The organism is Fodinibius sp. SL11, from assembly GCF_052060035.1.
Classification (GTDB): Bacteria; Bacteroidota; Rhodothermia; order Balneolales; family Balneolaceae; genus Fodinibius.
The window spans coordinates 181236-202615 of the sequence record NZ_JBPOEA010000001.1 but is presented as its reverse complement, the minus strand read 5'-3'; the positions used below and the strand labels follow the sequence as shown (position 1 = coordinate 202615).

The 21380-nt window shown below is 44.2% G+C and carries 24 protein-coding genes; 18 read left to right on the top strand and 6 right to left on the bottom strand.

Annotated elements, in window-relative coordinates:
* The first annotated feature begins 112 nt into the window (after positions 1-112).
* Together ACQ76V_RS00855 and ACQ76V_RS00850 are read left to right on the top strand one after the other, a co-directional pair.
* Entirely contained in the window at positions 113-1414 is a 1302-nt protein-coding gene (locus ACQ76V_RS00855) for a PP2C family protein-serine/threonine phosphatase (RefSeq protein ID WP_440998571.1), read from the top strand.
* A gap of 17 nt (positions 1415-1431) precedes the next feature.
* Positions 1432-2028, top strand: coding sequence for a DUF6940 family protein (locus ACQ76V_RS00850; RefSeq protein WP_440998570.1), 597 nt, complete (start codon positions 1432-1434; stop codon positions 2026-2028).
* Between the two features lie 314 nt (positions 2029-2342).
* Here the strand turns inward: ACQ76V_RS00850 and ACQ76V_RS00845 are convergent, their stop codons facing one another.
* The 4 genes from ACQ76V_RS00845 to ACQ76V_RS00830 form a co-directional block, all read right to left on the bottom strand.
* A complete protein-coding gene (locus ACQ76V_RS00845) occupies positions 2343-2546 on the bottom strand; it encodes a dodecin family protein (RefSeq protein ID WP_440998569.1) in 204 nt (67 codons plus the stop codon).
* A gap of 265 nt (positions 2547-2811) precedes the next feature.
* Positions 2812-4176 (bottom strand): Na+/H+ antiporter NhaA, encoded by a 1365-nt coding sequence (nhaA, locus tag ACQ76V_RS00840; RefSeq protein WP_440998568.1) that lies wholly within the window; start codon positions 4174-4176, stop codon positions 2812-2814.
* 45 nt (positions 4177-4221) lie between these two features.
* Positions 4222-5493 carry an APC family permease gene (locus tag ACQ76V_RS00835; RefSeq protein WP_440998567.1) on the bottom strand — a complete coding sequence of 424 codons (1272 nt, stop codon included), beginning with the start codon at positions 5491-5493 and terminating at the stop codon, positions 4222-4224.
* Between the two features lie 36 nt (positions 5494-5529).
* Positions 5530-5850: a DUF6787 family protein gene (locus ACQ76V_RS00830; RefSeq protein ID WP_440998566.1), complete on the bottom strand. Its 321-nt coding sequence runs from the start codon at positions 5848-5850 to the stop codon at positions 5530-5532.
* Between the two features lie 745 nt (positions 5851-6595).
* On the opposite strand from ACQ76V_RS00830, the gene ACQ76V_RS00825 reads away from it, so the two are divergent.
* The 11 genes from ACQ76V_RS00825 to ACQ76V_RS00775 all read left to right on the top strand — a co-directional run bounded on the left by ACQ76V_RS00825 (position 6596) and on the right by ACQ76V_RS00775 (position 13712).
* Positions 6596-6841 carry a GIY-YIG nuclease family protein gene (locus ACQ76V_RS00825; RefSeq protein WP_440998565.1) on the top strand — a complete coding sequence of 82 codons (246 nt, stop codon included), beginning with the start codon at positions 6596-6598 and terminating at the stop codon, positions 6839-6841.
* A gap of 397 nt (positions 6842-7238) precedes the next feature.
* On the top strand, positions 7239-7580 hold the full coding sequence (locus tag ACQ76V_RS00820; RefSeq protein ID WP_440998564.1) for a P-II family nitrogen regulator: 342 nt from the start codon (positions 7239-7241) through the stop codon (positions 7578-7580).
* A 95-nt stretch (positions 7581-7675) separates the two neighbouring features.
* Positions 7676-8062 carry a DUF302 domain-containing protein gene (locus ACQ76V_RS00815; RefSeq protein ID WP_440998563.1) on the top strand — a complete coding sequence of 129 codons (387 nt, stop codon included), beginning with the start codon at positions 7676-7678 and terminating at the stop codon, positions 8060-8062.
* 44 nt (positions 8063-8106) lie between these two features.
* Positions 8107-8577: a hypothetical protein gene (locus ACQ76V_RS00810; protein WP_440998562.1), complete on the top strand. Its 471-nt coding sequence runs from the start codon at positions 8107-8109 to the stop codon at positions 8575-8577.
* 245 nt (positions 8578-8822) lie between these two features.
* Positions 8823-9011 carry a hypothetical protein gene (locus tag ACQ76V_RS00805; protein WP_440998561.1) on the top strand — a complete coding sequence of 63 codons (189 nt, stop codon included), beginning with the start codon at positions 8823-8825 and terminating at the stop codon, positions 9009-9011.
* 14 nt (positions 9012-9025) lie between these two features.
* On the top strand, positions 9026-9325 hold the full coding sequence (locus tag ACQ76V_RS00800) for a DUF5676 family membrane protein (RefSeq protein WP_440998560.1): 300 nt from the start codon (positions 9026-9028) through the stop codon (positions 9323-9325).
* A gap of 168 nt (positions 9326-9493) precedes the next feature.
* Positions 9494-9709, top strand: a complete 216-nt coding sequence (locus tag ACQ76V_RS00795; protein ID WP_440998559.1) for an SHOCT domain-containing protein — start codon at positions 9494-9496, stop codon at positions 9707-9709.
* Between the two features lie 42 nt (positions 9710-9751).
* Positions 9752-11281, top strand: a complete 1530-nt coding sequence (locus tag ACQ76V_RS00790) for a glucoamylase family protein (protein ID WP_440998558.1) — start codon at positions 9752-9754, stop codon at positions 11279-11281.
* Positions 11282-11576: 295 nt separating this feature from the next.
* Positions 11577-12251 (top strand): c-type cytochrome, encoded by a 675-nt coding sequence (locus ACQ76V_RS00785; protein WP_440998557.1) that lies wholly within the window; start codon positions 11577-11579, stop codon positions 12249-12251.
* A gap of 139 nt (positions 12252-12390) precedes the next feature.
* Complete coding sequence (locus tag ACQ76V_RS00780) at positions 12391-13023, top strand: hypothetical protein (protein ID WP_440998556.1); 633 nt, start codon at positions 12391-12393, stop codon at positions 13021-13023.
* A gap of 47 nt (positions 13024-13070) precedes the next feature.
* The gene (locus tag ACQ76V_RS00775) at positions 13071-13712 is read left to right on the top strand and encodes a class I SAM-dependent methyltransferase (protein WP_440998555.1); all 642 of its coding nucleotides are present in this window, start codon (positions 13071-13073) and stop codon (positions 13710-13712) included.
* Here ACQ76V_RS00775 and ACQ76V_RS00770 read toward each other — a convergent pair.
* Positions 13709-15142, bottom strand: a complete 1434-nt coding sequence (locus tag ACQ76V_RS00770) for a sensor histidine kinase (RefSeq protein WP_440998554.1) — start codon at positions 15140-15142, stop codon at positions 13709-13711. The genes ACQ76V_RS00775 and ACQ76V_RS00770 overlap by 4 nt on opposite strands.
* 4 nt (positions 15143-15146) lie before the next feature.
* Positions 15147-15869 carry a response regulator transcription factor gene (locus tag ACQ76V_RS00765; protein ID WP_440998553.1) on the bottom strand — a complete coding sequence of 241 codons (723 nt, stop codon included), beginning with the start codon at positions 15867-15869 and terminating at the stop codon, positions 15147-15149.
* A 156-nt stretch (positions 15870-16025) separates the two neighbouring features.
* Here ACQ76V_RS00765 and ACQ76V_RS00760 point away from each other — a divergent pair, with 156 nt between their 5' ends.
* From ACQ76V_RS00760 to ACQ76V_RS00740, 5 genes are all read left to right on the top strand, one after another.
* Complete coding sequence (locus ACQ76V_RS00760; RefSeq protein WP_440998552.1) at positions 16026-17849, top strand: copper resistance system multicopper oxidase; 1824 nt, start codon at positions 16026-16028, stop codon at positions 17847-17849.
* Positions 17850-17906: 57 nt separating this feature from the next.
* Complete coding sequence (locus ACQ76V_RS00755) at positions 17907-18671, top strand: copper resistance protein B (protein ID WP_440998551.1); 765 nt, start codon at positions 17907-17909, stop codon at positions 18669-18671.
* Positions 18672-18724: 53 nt separating this feature from the next.
* On the top strand, positions 18725-18940 hold the full coding sequence (locus tag ACQ76V_RS00750) for an SHOCT domain-containing protein (RefSeq protein WP_440998550.1): 216 nt from the start codon (positions 18725-18727) through the stop codon (positions 18938-18940).
* A 140-nt stretch (positions 18941-19080) separates the two neighbouring features.
* Positions 19081-20286 (top strand): permease, encoded by a 1206-nt coding sequence (locus tag ACQ76V_RS00745; protein WP_440998549.1) that lies wholly within the window; start codon positions 19081-19083, stop codon positions 20284-20286.
* A gap of 18 nt (positions 20287-20304) precedes the next feature.
* Entirely contained in the window at positions 20305-21375 is a 1071-nt protein-coding gene (locus ACQ76V_RS00740) for a DUF2231 domain-containing protein (RefSeq protein WP_440998548.1), read from the top strand.
* Positions 21376-21380: the final 5 nt, after the last annotated feature.

The window sequence follows — 21380 nt, the reverse complement described above, 5'->3', positions numbered from 1 at the left end:
AGCTAATAATATACAAGACTTAGCTAATTATGCGAATTTGATCGATAAAACTAAAATTGGTACCCTTATGAACAATAAAAAAATATTCAGGGGTAACGTTAGAGAGACCGTTATGGACCAGCAAACAGATTTTATTAACAATAAGACAGAACAAATTCTTGGAGATGAGCGCCTTGACCTTTTGATGGAACTCACCGGGCAGATCAATTCCAACCTGGATCTGGATGACATGCTTCAGGATATCATTAATGCAGTTAAGCTGATCATGCAGTGCGAAGCCAGCTCGCTTATGCTTTATGAAGAAGAAACTGATGACCTGGTACTAAGCATCCCTACCGGGCCGGCCACGGAAGAGATTACCGGTCAACATATCCCCAAAGACGAAGGCGTAGGCGGTTGGGTTTTTATGAATGAAGAGCCGACCATAGTAAATGATGTTGAGAAGGATTCCCGCTTTTTGGGTGATATTGAACCGGATCTATTCACAACTCGAAATATTATTTGCGTACCGCTCCTTAATCATAAAAAAGAGATTATTGGAATCATCCAGGCGCTGAATAAAAAAGAGAATGAAGACTTTATAGAATCTGAAATTCCTATCTTTCAGGCACTGGCTAATCAAGCAGCTATAGCCATAGAAAATGCACGTCTGCACGAACAGCAAAAACAGAAAATGCTGCTTGAACAAAAGCTGGATCTGGCACGCTCAATTCAGTCAGGATTTATTCCTAAAGAAGCCCCCACCATCCCCGGCTACCAAATTGCAGGTATAACGCAACCGGCAACCTATGTGGGCGGTGACTATTATGATTTTATTTCAATGAGCAACAATATGGATCATGTTTTGGCATTGGGCGATGTAACCGGAAAGGGTATCCCCGCTTCTTTATTGATGGCTTCTTCAAGGGCCGTACTTCGAACCCAGATTGAAAATAATCACTCTCTTACCAAAACTATTGAATTTGTTAACCGTTCGCTTTTCAGAGATACGCCAAACCACAAATTCATCACCCTTTTCTGCGGTCAGCTCGATGCTGAAAACCACACCTTTTCTTATGTGAATGCCGGCCACACCGATGCTTTTCATATTGATTATGACAAAGGCGATATCAACCATCTCAACAAAGGTGGATTGATGGTAGGTATTATGGATGATGCGGAGTTTGAAGAAGGAGAAGTTACGCTCAAACCCGGCCAGCAAATCATTATTTATTCTGATGGTATCAGCGAACCACAAAATGCTAATGGCGACCTTTACGAAGAAGTCCGTTTTAAGGATTGGTTGCTTGAACATCCCGAATGTACTCCCGAAGAAACAATTAAGCTGCTTATTGAGGACGTCAAAGAGTTTAGTAAATCGAGTGAGCAGAGTGATGATATTACGCTAATTGTCATAAAGCGTGATGAAGAATAAATACCAATTTGCTGCAGGTGATCGATGATATGGACTACAGCCTTAAAGTTAACCCCGTTACTGAAAACAAGGCCTACAAGTATCGACTATATCGAGCAAATAATCAGCTTAGCTACGAAGCATTTTTAGATCTCTTGAAGCAGCAAAAAGCATTCCGGCAGTTCTTTATTGATCTATTAACGGATATACCATTTCGCGCCTATCACTGGGAAACACCCCCTGCTACCCAGCATTCATTAGATCAATCCTTTGAGTTTACAGTTACGCGTGCACCTGCTATCGACTTGCCTCCGGATCCGAGTCCATTTCTTCAATATTTTCAGCCCGGCAAACAAGTTGTACTCTTCGAGAACCTGGGTGGCGATGCCAAATTGATTGCCCCGACCCCCAGTAATCAACAACTCAATTATTCACATATTGGCGTCTTTACTAAGAATGCTCCTGAAGAACAACAATTGGCCTTTTGGCAAATGGTAGGGAAAGTAACCAAGAAGCTTATTTCGGATCATACTATTTGGCTCAATACCGCCGGAGGCGGTGTAGCATGGCTCCATGTTCGGTTAGACTCGCAGCCCAAATATTATAGGCATCATCCCTATACTGTAACAAGGTGATTTATTCGTTCGCCTATTGGTTGTAGACCAATCCACCTCCTCGTCCCCCCGGACAAGAAATAAGTCCATCATCCATATCGATAACACCCAGCGCAGAAGAATAGCGAAAATTATCTATCGTTTTTGATCATAAAGAAAATAAACCATCAATATTTGCTGGATAAGATAATCCTGTCGTTGTAAGATTTTCCACCTTCATAGGTATAATCTTATCCTGCTGATGGAGAAACTCCATATTTTTTCCATGTACCAAAATACGGGGCCCATTCTAATCTAACATCTACCTATTAACAAGGCTGAACCGAAGTATTTGATTAAGATTTTTTTACAACAAACGTCACTTTCGCATTCACGCGATATTTCTCTATGCGGTTGTTTTCTACAATACCCTGAATATTTTCGCAATATACACTCTTGATATTATTTACCGTTTCCGAAGCTTGTTTGACGGCATTTTCAACAGCTTGCTCCATGGTATCTCCCTCGGCAATTACTTCGATTACTTTTGCTAAAGACATAATTACTCTCCTTTTAAGATTTTAATACTATTAACCAGACTTTCTAATCAGCTCTCCAAACATAGTTGAGATCACCTGCAAAATTTGAATGGTTTAACCTATTTCTACTGTAAGCTTTTCATAGCAATACTTGTACCTATTATCACTAACATTGCTTATCATCGGGCCATACAGCCTGATTGATAAATAAATGGTCGTCACAATAGTATCACCATTATGGGTAGAAAAGAGACTTTTGTAATAATTTAAATCATCGGTTCCGTTGTCATTCCTTATGGGTCCCGGCTTTTTCTACCTGCTGCTCCGGAACATCAAAAGGTTGCTGCGTATCACGACCATACTCGGGTTGCCGCTTTAGTAATAGATATCCTGCGGTACCACTGATAATTGACCCTGTGAGGATACCGACTTTTGAATATTCCAACAATAGTTGATTATCAAATGATAGGTTGGCAATAAAAAGCGACATCGTAAAACCTATTCCACCCAGAAGTGCCAGCCCATATACTACCTTCCAAGTTTCTTTGTTATCGGCAAGCTGAGAAAAGTTCAGCTTGGTCATTATCCAAGTAGCACTGAAAATTCCGATCTGCTTACCGAAAAAGAGTCCCAGTATAATCCCCCAAGTCAATGTAGAAGCAAAAGCATCACCTATTATTTGGGGGTCAAAAACCAAGCCCGCATTAGAAAATGCAAAAAGGGGCATTATGACAAAATAAACCGGAGTATGCAGCTTGTGCTCCAACCGGTGCAAAGGGGATTCTGCCTGGTGCATAGTTGCATCCATGTGATGCAGGGCTTGATCCTTGGTAACGGGCAGGTTATGGTCAGCAGCTTGTTGAAATAGCTCAAATCCTTCACGCGCATACTCTTTTAGACGCTCTACACTCCATCCCCGGGCCGTTGGAATGGTAAAGCCGAGCACTACGCCTGCAATTGTCGCATGAACGCCGGATTCAAGAACGGCCCACCACATAATAAATCCAATAATCAAATAGGGCGATAACTTGTTTACTTTTCCGTAATTCAACATCAGTAAAATCACAAGGCACACCGCAGCAATACCCAATGCAAACATGCTAATCTGTTCGGTATAAAATATGGCAATCACCATCACGGCTATCAGGTCATCCACCACTGCTATGGTTGTAACAAATACTTTAGCCCAAATAGGTACTTTTGACCCTAAAACGGCCATTATCCCAATTACAAAAGCAATGTCGGTAGCCATGGGTATTGCCCAACCGTTCATATAGGGCGATCCTCCGTTTAATGCCCAAAAGATCAATGCAGGAAGTGCCGCCCCACTAAAAGCAGCTATAACCGGCAACAGAGCCGACTGTACCGATGATAGTTCTCCATACTTTAGCTCCCGTTTTATCTCCAAGCCCACTAATAGAAAAAAGATGGCCATCAACCCGTCATTAATCCATTCATGCACGGAATGGTCAATACTCAGCGAAGAAATGCCAAGTGATATATGTAATTCCATAAAATGATGGTATAACCCACTGATTGGACTATTAGCTACTAATAATGCTGCAAGAGTAGCAAGTATCAACATTATTCCAGCAGCCGAATCTTTTCTAAAAAAGTTTTGAATCGATTTTTTAAATGTTGGTTCTTTCACGTTTTTTTTTCAATTAAGTTAATAGTTAATCAATTTTCTTTTCCTTTATATATACTTCGAATGTCCCCAGATATAAGCTTCGCGACAGACAAGCAGCACTATTGCAATTCCCCCGACGATAAATACCGTTTCTTTATTGGAGGCGTAGGTTTCATATAACAACACACCCATTGCCGAAAAACATCCCACGGCCCCTGCGACAGGAAGACTGCTTTTCCAACCTTCATAAATAGCATGTTTGTATCCCATAAAGTTGACGATCGAAAAAACAAACAGAAAGACAAGACTCGAGAAGGTTGTAATCTGTTCCAGGTTACCAAAAAATTGCACGATAATCGCAAGTGTTGCAACCAAAAAGGTGAAATAAACAGGCAAGCCCGCTCTTTGTAAGCTTGTAAGTTGATGCGGTAGCTGTCCGTCGGCAGCTATACGTTTTGCAAGCCGCGCTATCGCAAAGGTTGTAGCTAAAATTGCGGAGGCCGTAGAAAAAACAGCAGCTACCAAAACAACCAGGATCCCAAATTGTCCTAACACAGGTTCAGCCAACATCGCGAGGACCGTTTCTTTATGATGACTGATAACATCGGGACTTAAAGAGCCCGTTAACACAAAAGCAATCAGTATATAGATTGCAATAACGGTCGTTATCGAAATTACGACTGCACGCGGAAGATTTTTTTTATGGTTTTCAATGGTGTTGTAATCGTAGGTCAGCAGTTGAAATCCCTCATACGCTACAAATACCAGAGCCCCCGCCTTTACAGTACTGCCAATACCCATATTCACAATCGGATATACCTTATCCGGACTCACATTAATAAAGCCAACACCAATCAATCCAATCAGAATAATGATTTTCGTATATACCAGTATATCTTCGGAGATCCCGGATTTTTTAACACCGGAAAGGTTAAGCCCGACAATCACCATTATCACGATGCTGCCCAATAGAGCATTTGGACCCGACCCCAACCCAAACAATCGTCCCGCATAAGCCCCAAAAGTGTACGCATATAAACTTATGGTGAACACATATCCCAAGAGTAGAAACCAGCTTATAGTACCTGCAAACCGCGCTCCTGCAATATGTTCTATGAAGACAAACTCACCACCCGATTCATCAAATTGAATGGTTAACTTTGAATATACAATACCCGTAATAAGTGCCAGTACCCCACCCAGTCCAAGGCTAATAAATGCCGCATTCCCGGAAGTCATAACGGCCTCTCCCAGGACTGCAAAAATTCCCCCACCTACCATACCTCCTATTGCCATTCCACAGGCATCAAAAAGTGAAAGTTTAGTTTCAGATGGCATGGCTTCATAGGTTTCTGTTAATCTTGGATGAGTTCATTACAATAGATTAACCTTTTTTGCCAGCTGTTTTAACCGATTGATGTTTTTCTTTACAAACTGCCATGCAAATTCAAATTGTCCCAGTAAAGTGCCGTAAATAAGAAATAGCAACTGATATGATGGAACAACGACTAACAGCCAGACTACTGCTTCTTCCCAAAAGGGTGTTTGGTTGGTAAATCCTAACCATGCAAATGCCGCCTTGCGAACATAAAGGACGGACATGCCAGAGATAGAAAAAATGACCAAAATTAGCAGCAGTTGACGGTTACTGTTAATTTTCCACCGCTCTTTCAGTTTTTTTAATAAGGTCTTCATGTGATCAGATTCTTCTTGCAATGGTTCTTAAAGGGTAGTCCCCCTGCTATTCACGAGTCCAGGTAAATAGCAAAACCTTTAATGCAAGAATACTACAGTAGAAAGGAGGATCAGCGGTAAGTCTTTTATCGAAAAATTCCTGAATCCGGATTTTGAAAGATGGGATTTATTGATCAATGTCGGTATCGCAAATTCGATAGCTCGAGAAACTTTGATCCAATTCTCTTTTTTGTCCTCGGTATTCTGTTCATTCTCACAGACTGTGAGAAAAGAGAAAAGAGATCGATTCTCCGAAGATCGAGACGAAAAAATAAGCGCCTGAGAATTATATGTTTTTGCTAAACTGCGAAACGAAAATCTTGAAGGCGATTGGAATGATTGTGTCTCCTGAATATGGATTGTCGAAGCATTATCTATCTGATGAGACGATTCTACTTCAAATTGCATCCCTGTTAAGAGCAACAGAATTAATGCAACCTGTAAAAAGGAAAGGTAATATGTCTGCTTAGCTTTCTGCATATAAAACAACTGAAGAAAGTAGTAATATACTTGGAATGATAAAAGTACAAATACTTTTCACCTCCCGCCTCTTTGTTAGTCAGATAAATATCTGAAAATATACTGATCTGCCCCACCGGATCAATAATATTGTAGATGCTATGAGTTACTTAAACTATTACTATTCGCAAAAGCTGGTTATACTCAACCTAATCAACTTTTATTCCAGCCAACTATTCCCAACTTTATGAAAACGTGGTTTGTATATATGATTCGCTGCACAGATGGGACTCTCTATACAGGAAGCACAAATCATGTGATACGGCGTTGGCACCAACATAGACGGGGTGATGGAGCCAAATACCTAAAGGCCCACAAACCAAAAGAAGTCGTTTATGTAGAGCTATTTCCTAATCGTTCGCAAGCTTGCAGTAGGGAATATCAGATCAAGCAGTTCACAAAACAAGAAAAAGAATCATTAATTACTTACTAACTTCTTGTTATTGGTAACAACGCAATGGTATTGTCAACTACCTGTTAATGAACTGATTTTAATAATATTACCCCTCCCCTTTTTTAATCCCTAAGCACGCTCTACTCATACTGAAGCATTCCGATGGATTCATAAAAACCAAATATAATCCCCACCAGACCGGAGAAATAGAAATTCAGGCTGAGCAATGTGAAATTTACAAGGAATTTATTGATTCAGTGAAAGGGAAAACCCAAGCCGAAATTGCTCGAGAGTTCGGTATCAGTGGGGCTTGGATTACGAAGATATTGTCATCCCTATAATTTTACGTCTTATCAAAAAATAGGAGAGTTTTTAAGCTTATTTTAAGCAATACTTTTTATATTAGATTTAAACTCCAGTTAAGGCAGAGGTTTGTATGAAACTCATCAAAGCTTATATCCGAGCCAAGCTCTTAGAAGATGTTTATTGTTCACTAAGAAATGAAGGCTACAGTTCCATGACCGTTTTCGAAGGTGAAGGAACAGGTCGGTACAGTGACCCCGATAAACAACATGGTTCTCTAAATTTTCCGGCCATGCATACTCATGTTGTCAAAATTGAAATAGCAGCTAAAGCTGGACAGATAAGCTCGATTCTTCAAATTATTCAAGAAAACGGCCGAACCGGACGCAAAGGTGACGGTATTATTTTTGTCACGTCCATTGAACAAGTATACCGAATAAGAGATGGTAAAGAAGGGGCTGAAATACTCAATTAATTAAACTCCACACTTTAAGGTTGCTTTAAGGGAGGTTGTTGTATGTTACAGCAGAACATCAAAAACCTATTGAATCTTAAAAGACCAAAAACACTATGGAATATTTCACATCACAGAAAGTCGATCTTTCCTATGATCAGGCCATCGAAAAAGTAACCAGCCTACTCGAAAAAGAGGGCTTTGGAGTGTTGACGGAAATCGACGTCAAGGAGACGCTGAAAAAGAAGCTGGATGTAGATTTTAAAAAGTATAAAATCTTGGGAGCCTGTAATCCAAACTTTGCCCACAAGGCGCTGCAGGCGGAAGACAAAATTGGTGTGATGCTACCCTGTAACGTCATTGTAGAAGAAAATGAAGATGGCATGGTAGAAGTTTCGGCCGTAAACCCGGTGGCTTCGATGCAGGCCGTATCCAATGACCGGCTTCAGCCTATTGCTGACGAGGTCCGAAAGAGATTAAAAAAGGTAATAAACAACCTATAACAAGAAATTAAACTGGAATTTAATCCAAATAAAAGGTGACTACTATGGAACGCTTAACAATGATTCTATCCTTCATGCTACTCTTTACAACTATGGGTATGACCCAGCAGAAGCAGGGAGACATGACACAAAAAAGGCAACAAATGATGGAGATGATGCAAGACTCCACCATGCGCGCCATGATGATGGAACACATGGCCCAGAATCCCCAGATGCGCCAACAAATGATGCAGCAGATGATGGGTTCGATGAAGATGGACAGTACCATGATGATGGGCAATATGCAAAAGATGATGAATGACCCTCAAATGAAGAAGCGCATGCAACAACACATGGATATGATGCAGTCTATGATGAACGGCAATATGAATCACTCTAAAATGATGGAGATGATGGGTGATTCATCCATGATGAAAATGCAGATGATGTGCATGCAAATGATGCAGGGTAACATGATGAATGGCCAGGGAATGATGAACAAAAAAGATGGCATGAAAGGCAGTAACCATCAATAACATCACAACTGATCATAGATTGGCTAAACGCTCTAAATACTCATTGGGCCCCGGTACTGTGGTTATTTCTTGCTGGGGTCTTTCTTCTGATCTGGTATCTTGCTCTTTGCGACAAGCACCGGCTTGAAACCAGAAATGCAGCCGTCGAAGTTCACCGTAGACGATTTCAAACCGGTGAAATATCAAAAGAAGAGTTCAACAGGCTCAAAAGTTCCCTTACCAACAACTAACCATATCATATAAAAATGAGCAAGCATACCCTTTGGATGATTATTGGATGTGGTGTTCCACTTCTGCTTCTGTTTTTCGCCCCAACGCTGGGGCTGAGCAATAATATAATCATCTTTCTATTTGTCGTGGCGATGTTTGCCTGCCACATCCTGATGATTGGTCACCACCAAAAAAGATCCAAACATCAGGATCATCAACATTAAATTCGGAGGTCACTATGAAAACGCTAAACATCAAAAAAATGGGACTGGCCGTTGGTGCTACCGGCACTGTTCTATATATCGGCTGTATTATCCTGATGGTTTCGGTGGGAAGAGAGGCGACTATCTTTTTCTTTAACAGCCTTTTGCATGGGCTGGATGTAGAACCCATAATTCGCATGAGTGTCCCGCCATTGGATGCATTCTTGGGCCTCATACAAACCTTTATTCTGGGTTGGCTGGTCGGTGCTTTGATAGCAACTATATACAATATTGGATTGGGTGCAGATGAACAGGTGGAAAGTAACCCATCATGAAATGGGTTGCAATATATCGCCAACCTATTCAAACAATCGATTAATTACAGAACAGGCTGATTTTATCAGCTATTTTAAGGTTGTTTTAAGGCACCTCTTCCTATCTTAAATATGACTTAAATACAGTTATTGATGTATTTACCAGCTGTAAACTAAAATATCAGGATTATGTTTTACGATCATCACTTTATAGGCATGCATTGGATATGGTGGCTCATTGTGGTTGGCATTATCCTGCTGGTTGTTTTCAATGTCATCCCCTATCGTCCCAAAAAAGAACTGGAAGAGGATGCCATGGAAATCTTAAAAAAGAGGTTCGCACACGGCGAAATTGAACGGGAAGAATTTGAAGAGCGGAAAAAGATTTTGAACCAAAACAGCTAGCTATCAGGCCTGTCTGAAAGGTTATCAATCAACTATGCAGGAATGGCAACAATAAATGTCACAAAAGCATCCGGAGAACAAGAGCCTTTCAATGAGGCTAAGCTTCGCCGTATGCTGGTTGCTACCGGTGCTGATTCCAAAGTGATTGACCAGGTAATTAAGGCTATAGAGGATAAACTCTATGATGGTATTTCTACCCAAAGGATAACAGAAGAAGCATTTCGCCAGCTTCCAAAAAAATCAGAAAATATTCGATTCGATAAGATACCAACAGAACACGAACCACCTTCCGACTTTGATAGTGAAAGACTGGATAGGTTGCAACGCCACGCTTTCGATTATTTCTTGCATGAAACCAATCCGAATAACGGGCTGGTAGCAGACAATTCACAGTTGGGCGCGCCTGCCAGTATAGCGTCGGTCGGTTTTTCACTAGGAGCCTATGTGGTAGGCGTTGAACGCGACTGGATATCACGAAGGGAAGCAATTCAACGTACCTTATCCACCCTGCGCTTCTTTTGGACCAGCGAGCAAAGTCCCGCTCCAAGTGCTACTGGACACAAAGGTTTCTATTATCATTTTCTGGATATGAAGACTGGGAAACGTGCTGGTAAGTGCGAATTGTCGACGATCGATACCGGTATTCTGCTGGCTGGCATGCTACTGGCTGCCGCTTTTTTTGACCGCGATACCAAACAGGAACAGGAAATACGTACCCTGGCCGATGACATTTATCGCCGCGTCAATTGGAAATGGGCTTGCAACGGTAAGGCCACAATCACCCACGGGTGGACACCGAAGGACGGCTTTCTGCCCTATCGGTGGGAAGGCTATGACGAGGCCGGGCTCCTGTACTTCCTCGCCCTCGGCTCTCCGTCTCAACCATTATCAAAGGAAAGCTACAAAGCCTGGACATCTACCTATGAATGGAAAAAGATATATGGCTATGAATTCATCTATGGCGGACCGCTGTTTATCCACCAATACTCCCACATCTGGATCGATTTTCGTGGAATCCAGGACGATTTTATGCGGGAAAAAGGAATCGACTATTTTGAGAACAGCCGTCGTGCTACCTATATCCAGCAAGAATACGCCATACGAAATCCATTGGATTTTAAAGGCTATGGGAAAAATTTCTGGGGAATAACAGCCAGTGATGGTCCGGGTTGGAGTACCAAAAAAGTTAACGGCATTGAACGCTCCTTCTTTGGCTATATCGCCCGTGGCGCACCCTACGGCCCCGATGATGGCACGGTTGCCCCGTGGGCTGTCCTCACATCACTCCCCTTCGCCCCTGAAATTGTCTTGCCAACTATCCAAAATTTCCAAGACGTATATCCTCAGATCACAGGAAAATATTGTCTCAGATGCAGTTTTAACCTGAGTTATCCAAATGGGAAAAATACCAGTAATGGGTGGACGTCTTCCTATCATTATGGTATCAACCTTGGTCCTGTTATCTTGATGATAGAGAACTATCGGTCGGAATTGATCTGGAAGCTTATTCGAAGCTCCAGTCATATTGTAAAGGGGTTGAAAAAAGCAGGACTTCGAAGTGGATGGCTATGAATCCCAACTAATAAATTTTGTGATAAGTTAATTTTAACTATAAAAGAGAGTTGATATGAATAAAAAAGGCATTGGATTTTATCTGGTTATAATTGGGCTCTTCGTTTTTCTATCCTCCTGTCAAATGGGACGCTCAAACTACATGAGTGAAGAGCAACGAGAGCAACTACAAGTCGCCTATGATTCTTTGCAATCTAATTACAAAATGCTAGTGGCAAACTACGAAGGCGCAACGGACACACTTCCTTCGGACTTACAATCACTTTACCGCCAGATGCAGAAGATGCACAGCGACATGGATGTCAGCCACCGCCAAATGATGGCTGGCAACATGGGGCGTCATATGCAGGGTGATAATATGATGGCTGAAGGCATGGGGATGCACATGCAGGGTCATATGACCGGTGAGTGGTATAGCCAGATGATGGGCATGCATGATCAGATGGCGCGGCTGCACCAGCGGATGGGGCAGCAAAATATGGCCCAAATGAACCGTCGTCTCTCCGAAGAATATGGCAATATGAGAAAAATGATTCCCGGCCTCGATGAACCAAGCGAAGTACCTTTTAACGAAGAGGGGGATCCGGCGTTATTGAATGGTGAAAACCTGTATTCTCAAAACTGCGCCTCCTGCCATGGAAGTAACGGCGAAGGGGTATCAGGCGTTTTTCCACCACTGGTCAATTCAGAATGGGTCAGCGGCGACAAATCTGTTCCCATCCGTATTTTACTTCATGGTCTGCAGGGTGAGATTGACGTTCAGGGACAAACGTATCAAGGCATTATGCCCTCATTCAAAGCCCGTCTGAGTGCTGCGGAAATTGCCTCCATACTTAACTATTTACGTGCCCAAAATCAGGAAGATTTACCTGAGATCAGCCAAGATGAGGTTATCAAAGTCTCCAAAAAATATAGAAAGCGCACCCGCCCCTGGACCGCGTCAGAACTTCAACAAACAACAGATGAGTAACTCGACAGTTGCGTGAGTTTTGTTGTAGGTATTTTCATGACAAAGTAAGGCGATAAATCTTCTGCGCGTGCTTAGTAAGACAACCGTATTTTAATATATGTATTATTAAATATTCAACAATACTAACGAGAGGATCAAGATGAGAAGCCTGATAAGTTATCTAGTATACATAGCGGTCATATTACTGCTTAGCAGTTGTGGCAGCACCAACAGCCAGCAAGAAGATGACGCCGTCTATCCCATGTACGTAGATGTAAACAGTAATAACATCAATGACTATGTGGAACAGTCCACCCATGAAGCAGGTTCGATTGCTACCTCAAATAGTAATGATGCTCAGTTGATGAAAGATCAACACTTCGGGGAGCGCGGTCATGATTTCATAGATCAGGATGGTGACGGTATCTGCGACTATGCCCAAAATGGGAGCCCAACCTGGCACGGACCGGGGTTTGTAGATCAGAATAGTAATGGTATCTGTGATTACTGGGATACCTCCCATGCTATGCATCAACGTCATGAAGGCATGAGATTTCATGATGAAAACAGCAACCAAATCAATGACTATTTTGAAAGAAATACTCACAGTGGGCCTGGTCATAACTTCGTAGATCAAAACGGAGACGGTATTTGTGATTATGCCCAAGACGGCAGTTCCACCTGGCATGGGCCTGGCTTTACTGATGCTAACCAAAATGGAACCTGTGATTATTGGGAAGAAGGCGGACGCGGAAATGGCCGCGGTCATGGCATGGGCGGAGGAAATCACTAATACCTAATTATTTGTCAGTCTTTTTTCACCACTATTTGCACACGCTTATGAAGGAGCTGAAAAACGGACAGACGGAATTTACCCGCAAACGATATAACACTGTATCGACCATCTATGACTTGATGGAGTGGCCGGTAGAACAGCTTTGGTATAAAAAATGGCGACAAAAACTCTGGCAGAAAATCCACGGTCCAAAAGTACTGGAAATTGGAGTGGGCACCGGGAAAAATATTTCGTACTATCCTGAGAATATTCAACTAACGGGGATAGACCTTTCCCCAGGCATGCTGAAGCTAGCCAATAAGTTGCTGCCGAAATCGATGGGCGATTCAGTAACCCTCCGCGAAATGGATGCCCAAGACATGGAGTTTCCCGACAATCATTTTGAGGAGGTGGTTGCCACCTTTGTGTTTTGCTCGGTGCCGGATCCGGTGCGTGGCCTACAGGAAGCCTTACGAGTCACCAAGCCCGGCGGCCGGTTGCATCTGCTGGAGCACATGCGGGCAGAACACACCTTTCTTGCCAGTCTAATGGAAAAACTGGATACTCCCATCCACTACCTGAGTGGCGTTCATATTGCCCGTAATACGGTAGAAAATGTTGAAAAGGCCGGTTGGAATATTGAAAAGGTTCAGGATTTAACTGCGAAGGGCATCTTCAAAAAAATCGAAGCGAGCAAACCGCATTAAATTTCCTTTCCATCTGCCAGCGGCAACTCAACCACGAATGTACTTCCTTTCCCCTCTCCTTCACTATAAGCTCGAATCTTTCCACCATATAGTTCGATAATGGCTTTTACGAGTGGCAGCCCTAAGCCACTCCCGGTTTGCTCTTGCACTACTGACTCATTGGCCCGGTAAAACCGTTCAAACAGATGCTGTTTGGTCTCTTCATCAAAACCGATTCCGGTATCACTCAGGTGAATGACCGCCTTGCCGCTGCTGCGTTGCAATTGCAGCTTCACCTTTCCGCCTTTGGGCGTGTACTTCACAGCATTGTCCAGAAGATTGTTGATGACTTCTTCTATATAAGCTCCATGCGCCATAACTTGCAGGTCAGGATCAATTTGTGTTTGAATACTAATATTCTTTGCCTGAGCACTTTCCTGGTGTTGATCGGTCACTACTTCTGCAATGCGGCTGATGCTAACGTTCTCCGGCTTCGAGCGGTGTACCGATTCTACCCGTGAAAGTTGCAGCAACAGATGTATCATTTCGCTCATCTTTCGAACTTCGGTGAGCATTCGCTCTATTGTTTCCTGGTACTCCTCTTTGGATCGTGGTTTACGGAGCATAATCTCGGCATCACTGCGCATTGATGACAGTGGCGTCATGAGCTCATGAGCCGCATCGGAGGTAAAGCGTTTCTCTCGTTCGAAACCTTTTTGCAGCCGATTCAACATCATATTGAATGTCTCGGCCAAGTCGGTCAACTCATCTTTTACTTGGTAATTGACCGGAATGCGTTTATCCAAATCGGTAGCTGTGATTGATTTGGCCGCATCATTGATAGACGCTACCGGTTGAAGTGCTCTACGTGACAACCAGTATCCCCCAAGGATGGAAAATGCCACACTTATGGCAATCAAGACAAGAAGATATTGCCTAAACCGACTTAGCTCCTCATGCAGGGTCCATTCAAAACCAGTGACTTCAAGCCACCCGCAGAATTCGCCTTCACTATTGTTAATAGGGTAAAACAGTGTCCGTGCTGGAAGTTCCTGCCACTGGCTGCTGAACGAATATTCCTCGGGCATATCGGGAATATCTGTATTCAAAGTCTGTGATACATTTGAAAAATTGGGGCTCTTATAAATCAGGCTATCATGTTGGTTATACAGTCGAACATATGTGCCGTATTCAACCCCACTTTCAAGTGCGGCATTTCTGCTATACCCTGTAAGATCTATGGAGAGCGAATCTTCGGTTTGGATATAAGGAATCAACTGTTCCGCCTCAAACCGGAGATGCCGGTCATAGTTGTGGTGAATGGAATTATGAAATGTCTCGTACAGGAAATAGCCAAATAGGCTAAGCATCACGAAAAGGCTAAGCCCATACCAAAATGCCAACTTTTTGGAAATTGAAAGTCGGTCAAAAAATGAGGTAAAATGTGCCACTATGTTATTCTTCCGTCTGTGTTAAATTGCTATTAAGGCGATAACCTGCTCCTCGGATGGTTTCAATGACCTTTGAATTATCCTCCAAGAATGTCTCCTTACACTCTTCAAATGATTCCGCCAGCTTTTGTCGTAGCGTAGAGATCGTAGCTTCAATCGTGTTGTCACTGACGTAATAGGCCGATCCCCAGACCCGCTCGGCAATCTGTGTTTTGGAAAAGACGGTCTCCGGTTCATTGAGCAAAAGTTCTAAGAGGATAAACTCTTTGGGCCGCAACGAACGCTTAATGCCACAAACTTTTACCCAGTGTTTGCGCGAATCCAATTCAATAGGCCCCACCAAAACCACTTCATTATTCTGTATCTCCGAGGATCGCCGTCCTAATGCTCGAACGCGAGCCAGGAGCTCTTCAAAAGAAAATGGCTTACCCATATAATCATCGGCCCCGGCATCCAAACCAGCAACCTTGTGATCCAAATCTCCCAGTGCTGTTAGCATAAGAACAGGAAAAGATCGGTCTTCTGCACGCCAGTGCTCCAAAATTTGCTTGCCATCACGGTTAGGCAGCCGCCAGTCCAGGATAACCATGTCGTAATCATTCACCAGTCCCTGTAGCTCAGCTTCCTCTCCGTCGTGCATCACTTCCACCACGTGACCTTCTTCTTCCAGTCCCCTCTTCAAATTGTTAGCCAGCTGTTTTTCATCTTCAACTAATAATATCCACATAAAACTGTAATTCTATTTAATGAAATAACACCTCTAAGATAAAAGACACTGACCAATAATGTTTTAAGCTTAATTTAAGGTTCGGTTCGTATGTTTCGGTTCGATATTTGGAAACCGACGCTTTAGCTAATTAAAAACAATAAGTTAGGCTGATTTATGAGTGACGATAACAATAATGGTATGGATCGCCGCACCTTTCTCCGATATGCTGGCTCCCTGGCAGCTTTTGCCGGGGCAAGTGCGGTATTGCCGGGTTACGCGTTAGCGGGCTTCGGCAGCGAGAAGTGGGAAGTGTTAACTCCCAAGGGCCCCGACAATGTCATTGATTTGACCATCGGTAAAATGCCTCACAAGATTGACGGTAAGCGGGGCGAAGCCATAGGTATAAACGGTTCGGTGCCGGGGCCCTTAATCCGCCTGCAAGAAGGACAAGACGTAATGCTTCGAGTAACCAACGAACTGGATGATACGACTTCCATCCACTGGCACGGGATCCTATTGCCTTTCCAGATGGATGGGGTACCCGGCGTTAGTTTTGACGGCATTGCCCCCGGTGAGACCTTTGAATATCGCTATCCGGTGCGGCAAAGCGGCACATACTGGTATCACAGCCACTCCGGCCTGCAGGAACAGCTGGGGCATTACGGGCCATTGGTCATTGATCCCGCCGATGAGGATCCTGTTGAATATGATCGCGACTATCCGATTGTGCTCTCCGACTGGACCTTCGAAGATCCGCATGACGTGTTGGCGAACAACATCAAAATGGAGGGCTATTACAATTACCAGAAACGAGATCTTGGAGAATTTATCAGTGATGTCAAAAAGAACGGTCTCGGCGACACCATTAAAGACTATGCCATGTTTGGAAATATGCGCATGAGTGCTACCGACCTGCTGGATGTCACTGGTGCCACCTATACCTACCTGATGAACGGCCACGGCCCTAACTCCAACTGGAATGCCTTGTTCAAGAAAGGCGAAAAAGTACGACTACGATTTATTAACGCTTCAGCCGGTACTACGGCCTTTGATGTTCGTATTCCCGGCCTGGAGATGACCGTAGTAGCAGCCGATGGCCAGAATGTAGAGCCAGTGCCCATTGACGAGTTCCGCATCGGCATTGCCGAAACCTATGATGTTGTCGTTGAACCCAAAGAAGAAAAGCCTTATACCATATTTGCCGAATCCCTGGACCGCAGTGGCTACGCCCGTGGAACACTGGCGCCTCGTGAAGACATAGAGGCACCAGTCCCAGACCTCCGCCCCCGCCCCAAGCGCGACATGAAAGATATGGGCATGATGATGTCGATGGGCGACATGGAGATAGAAGGCGACAATATGGAAGGAATGGATGATAGGGATATGAATCACGGAGATATGGATTATGGCAACATGGAGATGTCCAAAGACCCCCAATCCCCCGTCAAGCATGGTCCCAACAAGCACGGACCGGGCGCGGCTGCTATTGCACAGAATCAGTTTGACCGGCTCGATGAACCGGGCATCGGCCTCGGTAACGACGGGCGAAAAGTACTGGTATATAATGATCTAAAAAGCCTGCGTCCTAACAGGGATAAACGCAATGCCCAGCGAGACGTAGAACTACACCTGACCGGTAACATGGAGCGCTACATGTGGTCGTTTGACGGCAAGCAGTTCCACCAAGTGGATGGCCCTATCGAATTTAAACACAACGAACGGCTTCGGCTAACGCTGGTCAACGATACCATGATGGAGCACCCGATTCATCTGCACGGCATGTGGATGGAGCTGGAAAACGGCAACGGGCAATACAATCCTCGTCAACATACCCTATTGGTACAACCCGCTCAACGCATTTCAGCGCTCATTACGCCGCGAGACAAAGGGCGCTGGGCGTTCCACTGCCACATCCTGTATCACATGGAGCGTGGTATGTTCCGTGTGGTCCAAGTAGCCGATAAAAATGGAAGCATTTACGGACAGGACTATTCGTAAGTAGATCCAGCGAACCTTTACGAACGAATTCTATCTGACATACAAAATTGCAACATCATGACCATGATTAAACGCGCGTCAATATTCATTCTTACTGCTATCGTTATCATTGTAATCGCCAGCAGCTCAGCCTTTGCTCAAAAAGCACCTGAGTTCAGCAATGATTTGATGATGGATAATCAAACACAGGTTTACCTGATTGCTGAAAAGCTGGAATACCGCAGTGTCAGCGGTGTTAATCCCCTGATGTGGGAGGTGCAGGGCTACGTGGGCAAAGACCTAAATAAGTTCTGGTTCAAATCCCGCGGGGAAGCGCTAACCACCGAACGGGAAGCCGAAATGGAATTCCAGGGCTTGTATAGCCGAGCCATTGGGCCGTACTTTGACATTCAGGGCGGTATCAGATATGATTTGGCCTATGAAGGCGGAGGCAACAAGTCGAGAGGCTTTGCGGTAATTGGCCTGCAGGGCATGGCCCCCTACTTCTTCCATGTAGACGGCGGTATGTTCATCAGCGAAAACGGCGATATTTCTGCCTCCCTGGAAGCCGAATATGATCTTTTGTTTACACAACGATTGATTGGCCAGCCGGTATTTGAAACCAGCCTTGCCCTTCAGGATGTACCTGAATGGGGCGTTGGGGCTGGCTTCAACAACATCGGACTCGGCTTCCGGCTTCGCTATGAATTCGCACGAGAATTTGCGCCCTACGTCGGCATCAACTGGGAGCGCAAGCTGGGAGAAACCGCCGACATGGCCCGCGCCGAGGGCGGCCACCTAAGCAAGCTGAGTATGGTCGGCGGCGTCCGCATGTGGTTTTAATAGTTAGTACAGGTTTATTGAATCAACAAAAATTAAATTTCTGAAATTGAATTATGCATGATTTTAGTTTATTCGGAGGCGGTTGGATGATGTTTGTATGGTGGTTTTTAATAATAGCGCTGGTTGTATTTGCTGTTCGATCTCTCATGAATGTAAATCAAAACAGCAAAAGCAAAGAAACCCCCATGGAGATACTTAAACGCCAATATGCCAGTGGAGAAATCGATGAAGAAGAATTTAATAAGAGAAAAAGAGAATTACTTAAATAACTATAACTGACAGAATCATTTATAAACATCAACGTAGTCAATTTCTTTAAAATCCCATTACAAACAAATATCCTGCGCCCGGTTTAAACGACTTGGTGTATTGTTTTTTGAAAGCAACTATTTTGCAACCATCATTGCTTATGGATTTTTTAAACCTATATGGTGAATCAGCAAAAACGGCCCTCGGGTTCTTCTGGAAGTCCGGCTGGGCATTTATACTTGGCTATTTTGTCAGCGGGATGATCCAAGCCTTCGTCCCCAAGAAAGAACTTACCAAATACATGGGCGATGCTAATCTGAAAAGCATTTCGCTGTCTACCTTCTTTGGCGCCGCTTCTTCCTCCTGCTCTTTTGCCGCCCTGGCCGCCGCGCGATCGCTGGTCAAAAAAGGAGCGCACTTTATAGCTGCCGTAGCCTTCATGTTTGCCTCCACCAACCTTGTCATTGAATTGGGCATTCTGGTCCTCATTTTTCTGGGCTGGCAGTTCCTGGCGGCTGAACTTATTGGCGGACTGGTACTCATTGCTATCAGTAGCCTGCTTATCAAATGGACCTATCCCGAAAGCTGGCTGCAGGCGGCCCGCGAAAAAGTAGAACAGGATGACGACGGACTGACTGAGGATTTCGACTGGAAAGAACGCATCACCAGTAAAGAAGGATGGCAGCTGGTCGGACACAAGTTTGTCAATGACTGGAAGATGGCCTGGGAAGATATTCTGATCGGATTCACCATTGCCGGATTTGTGGCAGTGCTGGTTCCCGAGTCGTTCTGGGCGAGCCTGTTTCTGACCGAAGCCCAGCACCTGCCCGGCTGGCTGGTAACCTTGGAGAATGCCCTTGTTGCTCCTTTTGTAGCAGCTGCTACTTTCATTGGCTCAATGGGCAATATCCCACTTGCGACGGTGCTCAATCAAAACGGAGTGCTCTTCGCCGGCATCATGGGCTTTATCTATTCCGATCTAATGGTACCCCCGCTGGTACATATCAATGCCAAATATTACGGCTGGCGGGTCGCCCTGTATATTGCGGGAATCATGTTTGTCAGCATTGTACTTACGGCCTTGATCCTGAACGGGCTGTTCTCACTACTGGACATCGTACCGGAAAGTCGGCGGATCGTATCGGAGATCACACAGTTTAAAATCGATTACACCTTCTGGATGAATGCTGTTTTCCTATTTATAGCCGGATGGCTGGTATGGCAACACAAAAAATATATGCAAGATCATGAAATGAAAATGATGGACATGGAAAGTGGTGGTAAAATCAAGAAAATTGCTGTCTCCATATTTATTATCATTAATGTTTTAGGAATATCCGCATTCGCTTATACGCAACTGTTATAATTAATAGAAACTCTTGTTATGGAATTAATTCCAGAGTGGGCTCCCAATATTCACCCGATCCTTGTTCATTTCCCAATAGCCATTATTCTACTGGCAGTGTTGATGGACTTGTTAAACTTCTTTCTACCCGATAACTGGTGGGATGACCTAAAGTCTACCATCCTCTATGGAATTGGGGCAGTATCAGGTATAGCCGCCTACTATACAGGGACCCTTGCGGCTGACAGCGTGTTTTTGCCGTCGGGAGCGCAATCGGTTTTGAATGAACATGCTGATTGGGCCCTTTGGACCGTCTGGTTCTTTGGGATCTATGCTGTGTTGCGGATACTACTCCACTGGTATCAAAAAATGGATCAGCAGGCCATTCGAATTGGGCTGTTTGTGATCGCTCTGCCCGGAGTGTTCTTCCTCTATGAAACCGGCGACCACGGTGCCAAAATGGTCTTTGGCTATGGTGCGGGTACCGGACAGCTGGTAGAGCAGCAAAGCACTATTTCCGTTTCCACGGATAGTCTGCAACAAGCAAATACCACCTTCAGGGTCAGTGATAATGGCAACTGGTCATGGGAGATCGGTCCCAATGGCGTGAGCACGTTGCTTTCCCGCTTCCGCTGGCTGGAAGGTTCTGCTTCTAAACTGCAGCCAACGGTTGTCAAAAGCGGCAATAATCACCTGCTTAGGATATCGGCTGACTCTACCACGAATTTCTTTGTAGGAAAGGACTCATTCCAAGACGTGCAGGTCGATTATTACTTGGACCTGTCTGATTTTGAGGGTAGTATTTCTCTCGTCAACCATGTGCAGGATGCTCAAAACTATGATTTTGTGACGCTCTCTTCCGACGGGACTATTTCACAAGGACGTGTCAGCGAGGGCAACCGTGAAGTCTTTGCCGAAGAATCTTATTCTGCTTCGGGAATGCTGTTTGTTCGCACGGTCGGAAACGGCACTCATTTCCGGGGTTATATCAACAAAGAGATGGTAGTCCATGGCCATGGGGATGCCCCCGAGACGGGAAGTGTGGGGCTAAAACTAAATGGAACTGGAAGCATACTTATTGATCGAATGACCTTAACCCAACTCAATTAATCATT

Bases quoted from the DNA above. Each gene is read 5' to 3' on its own strand.
- ACQ76V_RS00820 (WP_440998564.1), top strand. From the start codon at position 7,239: ATGAAACTCATCAAAGCTTATATCCGAGCCAAGCTCTTAGAAGATGTT.
- ACQ76V_RS00785 (WP_440998557.1), top strand. From the start codon at position 11,577: ATGGATGTCAGCCACCGCCAAATGATGGCTGGCAACATGGGGCGTCAT.
- ACQ76V_RS00845 (WP_440998569.1), bottom strand. From the start codon at position 2,546: ATGTCTTTAGCAAAAGTAATCGAAGTAATTGCCGAGGGAGATACCATG.
- ACQ76V_RS00830 (WP_440998566.1), bottom strand. From the start codon at position 5,850: ATGAAGACCTTATTAAAAAAACTGAAAGAGCGGTGGAAAATTAACAGT.
- ACQ76V_RS00745 (WP_440998549.1), top strand. From the start codon at position 19,081: ATGGATTTTTTAAACCTATATGGTGAATCAGCAAAAACGGCCCTCGGG.
- ACQ76V_RS00815 (WP_440998563.1), top strand. From the start codon at position 7,676: ATGGAATATTTCACATCACAGAAAGTCGATCTTTCCTATGATCAGGCC.
- ACQ76V_RS00740 (WP_440998548.1), top strand. From the start codon at position 20,305: ATGGAATTAATTCCAGAGTGGGCTCCCAATATTCACCCGATCCTTGTT.
- ACQ76V_RS00780 (WP_440998556.1), top strand. From the start codon at position 12,391: ATGAGAAGCCTGATAAGTTATCTAGTATACATAGCGGTCATATTACTG.
- ACQ76V_RS00755 (WP_440998551.1), top strand. From the start codon at position 17,907: ATGACCATGATTAAACGCGCGTCAATATTCATTCTTACTGCTATCGTT.
- ACQ76V_RS00775 (WP_440998555.1), top strand. From the start codon at position 13,071: ATGAAGGAGCTGAAAAACGGACAGACGGAATTTACCCGCAAACGATAT.
- ACQ76V_RS00855 (WP_440998571.1), top strand. From the start codon at position 113: ATGGACCAGCAAACAGATTTTATTAACAATAAGACAGAACAAATTCTT.
- ACQ76V_RS00835 (WP_440998567.1), bottom strand. From the start codon at position 5,493: ATGCCATCTGAAACTAAACTTTCACTTTTTGATGCCTGTGGAATGGCA.
- ACQ76V_RS00805 (WP_440998561.1), top strand. From the start codon at position 8,823: ATGAGCAAGCATACCCTTTGGATGATTATTGGATGTGGTGTTCCACTT.
- ACQ76V_RS00750 (WP_440998550.1), top strand. From the start codon at position 18,725: ATGCATGATTTTAGTTTATTCGGAGGCGGTTGGATGATGTTTGTATGG.
- ACQ76V_RS00760 (WP_440998552.1), top strand. From the start codon at position 16,026: ATGAGTGACGATAACAATAATGGTATGGATCGCCGCACCTTTCTCCGA.
- ACQ76V_RS00800 (WP_440998560.1), top strand. From the start codon at position 9,026: ATGAAAACGCTAAACATCAAAAAAATGGGACTGGCCGTTGGTGCTACC.
- ACQ76V_RS00825 (WP_440998565.1), top strand. From the start codon at position 6,596: ATGAAAACGTGGTTTGTATATATGATTCGCTGCACAGATGGGACTCTC.
- ACQ76V_RS00795 (WP_440998559.1), top strand. From the start codon at position 9,494: ATGTTTTACGATCATCACTTTATAGGCATGCATTGGATATGGTGGCTC.
- ACQ76V_RS00790 (WP_440998558.1), top strand. From the start codon at position 9,752: ATGGCAACAATAAATGTCACAAAAGCATCCGGAGAACAAGAGCCTTTC.
- ACQ76V_RS00765 (WP_440998553.1), bottom strand. From the start codon at position 15,869: ATGTGGATATTATTAGTTGAAGATGAAAAACAGCTGGCTAACAATTTG.
- ACQ76V_RS00810 (WP_440998562.1), top strand. From the start codon at position 8,107: ATGGAACGCTTAACAATGATTCTATCCTTCATGCTACTCTTTACAACT.